Genomic DNA, 4,838 nt, shown 5'->3' with positions numbered 1-4,838 from the left:
CGCCCACCCTGTACCTGCATGACGCGGCGGTCAGCGCGCCGGATGCCGCCGATGCCGGGTTCGCCAGCGTGCCCGGCCGCGAGGGCCGGCTCGACCTGGGCGCGGTGCTGGCCCTGCTGGCCGGACGCGGCATCAACGAAGTGCATACCGAAGCCGGCGCCGTCCTGTCCGGCGCGTTGCTGAAGGCAGGGCTGGTGGACGAACTGCTGCTGTACCAGGCACCGATCCTGCTCGGCGAGCAGGGGCGGCCGCTGCTGGACGGCATGGACATCACCCGCATGGACCAGCAGCGGCGGCTGCGCGTGGTCGATCAGCGCCAGGTGGGGGCGGACCTGCGACTGTTGCTGCGGGCGTGACGCCGTAAAAAAAACGGGCCCCTTGCGGGGCCCGTCGATCATGGCGCGGTTGAACGCAGCCCGATCGGTAACTCAGAAGCTGGCGCGCACGCCCACCGAGTACTGGGTCACGTCGTCGTAGTACTGCACTTCGCCCACGATGCCCCAGTTGCGGTTGAAGCTGACCTGGCCGCCGAGCGTGCCGATCCACACGCCGTCCATGTCGCTGCCGTCGAGGTAGCCGGCCTTCACCCAGGCTTCGGTCGCGCGCGAGGGCTTGCCACGCAGGCCCAGCGCGCCGCGGGCGGCGTTGCTGTGCACCTTCACGGTCTCGCTGTAGACGCCGTCGTCGTACTTGGCCTCGTTGTTGATGCGGGTCCAGGCCAGGTCGGCGGTGAAGTCCAGGCGGTCGGTCATCGGCATGTGGTAGCCGATGCCCAGCTCCGGCTGGTCGATGGTGTTCTTGATGCGGTATTCGCCGACGGCATCTTCCAGGCGGTAGGTCTTGGAGGTGCTGCTGTAGCCGCCGAACACATTGACCTGGTCGGCAATGGCGAACGAGCCGCGGATGTAGCCGCCGTCCAGCTTCGGGTTGCTGCCCGGCACGCTGATCTGCTGCTGGGTCCAGCCGCCTTCGACGTAGGTGTAGCTCATGCTTTCCGCAGCAGAGGCCACGAGAGGAGCGGCGGCCAGCAACGCGGCAGCCAGGACGAGCATCTTGCGCATGACGATTCCTTGGAAAAAGTGAGGTCCGTTTCAGCCGGCCCATCATGGGCGGCAGGGCGGCGGTCATCGCCGCGCGGGGCGCATCTTAACAAATTGTTTACAGAAAGCGAGCGCTCAGCCAGCGCTGTTACAATGGCCGCGCCGGTTCGCCGGTATACAAACGTCTTCAGGGCGGGGTGCGATTCCCCACCGGCGGTAGGTGCGCAAGCACGAGCCCGCGAGCGCTTCCGGTCACGCCGGAAGGTCAGCAGATCCGGTCCGATGCCGGAGCCGACGGTATAGTCCGGATGAAAGAAGACGGTGCTACAGGGCCTGCATGGCCCTGCGCCCGCCTGTTTGCCTTGCGGCGTTTTTCGCTCACTTTTCGCGGAGAACGTTAGTGTTTACTGGAATCATCGAAGGCGTCGGCCGACTGGCCGCACGCGAGCCCCTCGGCGGCGACGTCCGCTTCACCTTCCATGTCGGCAGCCTGCCGTTCGAGCACGTGCAGATGGGCGAGAGCATCGCCATCAACGGTGTGTGCCTGACCGTGGTCGCCTTTGACGCCAGCTCGTTCCAGGCCGATGCCTCGACCGAGACGCTCGGCCTGACCACCCTGGGCCAGCTGGACGCCGGCGCGGTGATCAACCTGGAGCGTGCCATGCGCCCGACCGACCGCCTCGGCGGCCACCTGGTCAGCGGCCATGTCGACGGGCTTGGCCAGGTCCTGTCCATCCACGACGACGCGCGTGCCCAGCGTTGGCGCTTCGCCGCCCCGGCCGGACTGCTGCGTTACATCGCCAGGAAGGGCTCGATCTGTGTGGACGGAGTCAGCCTGACCGTCAACGAGGTCGATGACGTCGGCTTCGAGGTCGCGCTGATCCCGCATACCGTGGCCCATACCGCCTTCGCCGCCACCGGCGTCGGCAGCGCGGTCAATCTCGAGATCGACCTGGTCGCCCGCTATGTGGAGCGCCTGGTCGGCCTGCCGGCCGACGGTAGGCAGCCCACCGGGCAGGGCGCCCTCGCACCGGGAGCATCCGCATGAATTTCGCCCCCATCCCCGACATCCTCGAGGACATCCGCCTCGGCCGCATGGTGGTCATCGTCGACGACGAAGACCGCGAGAACGAAGGCGACCTGATCATGGCCGCCGAGCTGGTCAAGCCGTCGGACATCAACTTCATGGTCACCCATGGCCGTGGCCTGGTGTGCCTGCCGCTGACCCGCGAGCGCGCCGCCGACCTCGGCCTGGCGCCGATGGTGCAGGCCAATACGGCGCAGTTCCAGACCAACTTCACGGTCAGCATCGAAGCCGCCGAGGGCGTCACCACCGGCATTTCCGCCTATGACCGTGCGCATACCATCCGCACCGCGGTGAAGCCGGACGCCAAACCGGCCGACCTGCACCAGCCGGGCCACATCTTCCCGCTGATCGCCCAGCCGGGCGGGGTGCTCACCCGCGCCGGCCACACCGAAGCCGGGGTCGACCTGGCCATGCTGGCCGGGCTGGAACCGGCCGGCGTGCTGGTGGAGATCCTCAACCCCGACGGCAGCATGGCGCGCCGCCCGGAGCTGGAAGTGTTCGCACGCGAGCATGGCCTGAAGATGGGCTCGATCGCCGACCTGATCGCCTACCGGCTGGCCACCGAAAAGACCGTCGAGCGCGTCGACGAGCGTGACATCGACACCGAATTCGGCCCGTTCAAGCTGGTCACCTACCGCGACCGGATCGCCCACGACCTGCATTTCGCCCTGGTCCGCGGCACCCCGGACACCGAACCGACCCTGGTCCGGGTGCAGGTGGAGAACCCGCTGGCCGACCTGCTGCACTGGCGTCGCGATGATTTCGGCGTGGCCTCCACCGACGCCCTGCGTGCCATCGCGGCCGCCGAACGCGGGGTGATGGTGGTGCTGTCGGCGCCGCGCGACAGCAACAGCCTGCTGGCCCGCCTGCGCCAGCAGCCGCAGCCGGTCGTGCCGGGCAAGGACAAGGACGTCAGCCAGTGGCGCCGCAACGGCGCCGGCGCCCAGATCCTGTCCGACCTCGGCCTGGGCAAGCTGCGCGTGCTCGGCACCCCGCGGCGCCAGATCGGCCTGGCCGGCTACGGCCTGGAAGTCGTCGAGACGGTCACGCCATGACCCGAACGGATCGCCGTAGAGCCACGCCCTGCGTGGCTGCGCGGTCCGGAGTCGTCCGCAAAGCCAGGCAGGGCCTGGCTCTACGGTAGAATGTCCCTCTTTATTGAATAACCTGCCGATCATGAGCCACTACGAAGGCGATCTCCGGACACCGGAAAAGGGCCGTTTCGCCATCCTCGCCAGCCGCTGGAACGCCCGCATCACCGATGTGCTGGTGGCCGGTGCGCGGCAGAGCCTGGCCGGCAACGGCATCGACGAAACCGCCATCGACGTGATCCGCGTCCCCGGTGCATGGGAGCTGCCGCTGGTCGCTGCGCGCCTGGCCGCCGCGCATGAACATGCCGCGATCATCGCCCTGGGCTGCGTGATCCGCGGCGACACCCGCCACTACGAACACGTCGCCGATGGCTGCGCCGAAGGCCTGATGCGCGTGCAGCTGGACTTCGGCGTGCCGGTGCTCAATGGCGTGCTGGCGGTCGAGCGTGCCGAGGATGCCGAGGCCCGTGCCGGTGGCAGCCACGGCAACAAGGGCGAAGAAGCCGCACTGACGGCGTTGGAAATGGTCAATCTTCTGGAGCAGTTGCCGTGAACAAGTCAAACCCGGGCAAGCCGTCCGGCAAGCCGGTCCGCCGTGATGGCATCGACCCGGTGCACCGCTCGCGCGCGCGCCGTCGTGCCCTGCAGGCCATCTATGCCTGGCAGATCTCCGGCGGCAACGCGCAGTCGGTGATCGCCCAGTTCGCCCACGAACAGGCCCGCGAAATCGCCGACCTGGCCTATTTCGAAGCGCTGGTGCATGGCGTGCTCGACCACCGCAAGGACCTGGACGAGGCGCTGGAGCCGTTCGTGGATCGCAGCATCGACGAAGTCGACGCGATCGAACGTGCCGCGCTGCGCGTCGCCGCATACGAACTGCGCTACCGCATCGACGTGCCGTATCGCGTGGTGATCAACGAAGCGATCGAGTCGACCAAGCGCTTCGGTTCCGAACACGGCCACACCTATGTCAATGGTGTGCTCGACCGTGCGGCCGTCGAGTGGCGCAAGGCCGAAAGCGGGGGCTGAGCCCCGGCCCGGGCGCGCGCATGTCCCTCGCCGAATTTTCCCTGATCGAACGCATCGCCGCGCGCACCCGCGCGCGAGCCGACGTGGTGCTCGGCATCGGCGACGATGCCGCGCTGCTGCAGCCGCGCGCCGGCGAGCAGCTGGTGGTGACCGCCGACACGCTCAACAGCGGCGTGCACTTTCCGGCCGAAACCCCGGCCTATGACATCGGCTGGAAAACCCTGGCGGTCAACCTGTCCGACCTGGCCTCGATGGGCGCACGCCCGTCGTGGTGCGTGCTGGCGCTGTCGTTGCCCGGTGCCGATCCGGCCTGGGTGGATGCGTTCGCCGATGGCTTTTTCGCCCTGGCCGATGCCCACGACATCGTGCTGATCGGCGGCGACACTACCCGGGGTCCGTTGTCGTTGTCGGTCACGGCGATGGGGCAGGTAGCGGCGGGCACCGCATTGCGCCGCGATGGCGCGCAGGTGGGCGACGATGTATGGGTCAGCGGCACGCTCGGCGATGCCGCAGTGGCATTGCGGGCCTGGCAGGGCGGCACGCTGGACATCCGCGCGGCCGCGGACGACGCGCAGGTCGAGACCCTGCGCC

7 protein-coding genes and 1 riboswitch are annotated in these 4,838 nt (G+C 68.4%); of the genes, 6 read left to right on the top strand and 1 reads right to left on the bottom strand.

Annotated features, from left to right (window positions below):
- Positions 1-356: dihydrofolate reductase family protein (locus RWO33_RS19160; protein ID WP_314106913.1), on the top strand; the 356-nt coding region annotated here is incomplete at its 5' end.
- A 72-nt stretch (positions 357-428) separates the two neighbouring features.
- Here RWO33_RS19160 and RWO33_RS19155 read toward each other — a convergent pair.
- The gene (locus RWO33_RS19155; RefSeq protein ID WP_314106912.1) at positions 429-1,061 is read right to left on the bottom strand and encodes an outer membrane beta-barrel protein; all 633 of its coding nucleotides are present in this window, start codon (positions 1,059-1,061) and stop codon (positions 429-431) included.
- Positions 1,062-1,219: 158 nt separating this feature from the next.
- Positions 1,220-1,364, top strand: a riboswitch (FMN riboswitch).
- A gap of 76 nt (positions 1,365-1,440) precedes the next feature.
- Here RWO33_RS19155 and RWO33_RS19150 point away from each other — a divergent pair.
- From RWO33_RS19150 to thiL, 5 genes are all read left to right on the top strand, one after another.
- On the top strand, positions 1,441-2,088 hold the full coding sequence (locus RWO33_RS19150) for a riboflavin synthase (RefSeq protein ID WP_314106911.1): 648 nt from the start codon (positions 1,441-1,443) through the stop codon (positions 2,086-2,088).
- Positions 2,085-3,182, top strand: coding sequence for a 3,4-dihydroxy-2-butanone-4-phosphate synthase (gene ribB, locus RWO33_RS19145; RefSeq protein WP_314106908.1), 1,098 nt, complete (start codon positions 2,085-2,087; stop codon positions 3,180-3,182). The genes RWO33_RS19150 and ribB overlap by 4 nt, the downstream gene beginning before the upstream one ends.
- 121 nt (positions 3,183-3,303) lie before the next feature.
- Complete coding sequence (gene ribH / locus RWO33_RS19140) at positions 3,304-3,771, top strand: 6,7-dimethyl-8-ribityllumazine synthase (protein WP_314106905.1); 468 nt, start codon at positions 3,304-3,306, stop codon at positions 3,769-3,771.
- A complete protein-coding gene (gene nusB / locus RWO33_RS19135) occupies positions 3,768-4,247 on the top strand; it encodes a transcription antitermination factor NusB (protein WP_145481514.1) in 480 nt (159 codons plus the stop codon). Before ribH ends, nusB begins: the two co-directional genes overlap by 4 nt.
- 20 nt (positions 4,248-4,267) lie before the next feature.
- Positions 4,268-4,838 (top strand): thiamine-phosphate kinase (gene thiL, locus RWO33_RS19130; protein ID WP_314106903.1); only part of this gene is annotated, 571 nt, incomplete at its 3' end.

The sequence above is a fragment of the uncultured Stenotrophomonas sp. genome (assembly GCF_963519925.1).
Lineage (GTDB): Bacteria > Pseudomonadota > Gammaproteobacteria > Xanthomonadales > Xanthomonadaceae > Stenotrophomonas > Stenotrophomonas maltophilia_AE.
The sequence above is the reverse complement of the archived record's forward strand: the minus strand, read 5'-3'. Positions and strand labels throughout refer to the sequence as shown.

Bases quoted from the DNA above. Each gene is read 5' to 3' on its own strand.
- RWO33_RS19155 (WP_314106912.1), bottom strand. From the start codon at position 1,061: ATGCGCAAGATGCTCGTCCTGGCTGCCGCGTTGCTGGCCGCCGCTCCT.
- ribB (WP_314106908.1), top strand. From the start codon at position 2,085: ATGAATTTCGCCCCCATCCCCGACATCCTCGAGGACATCCGCCTCGGC.
- ribH (WP_314106905.1), top strand. From the start codon at position 3,304: ATGAGCCACTACGAAGGCGATCTCCGGACACCGGAAAAGGGCCGTTTC.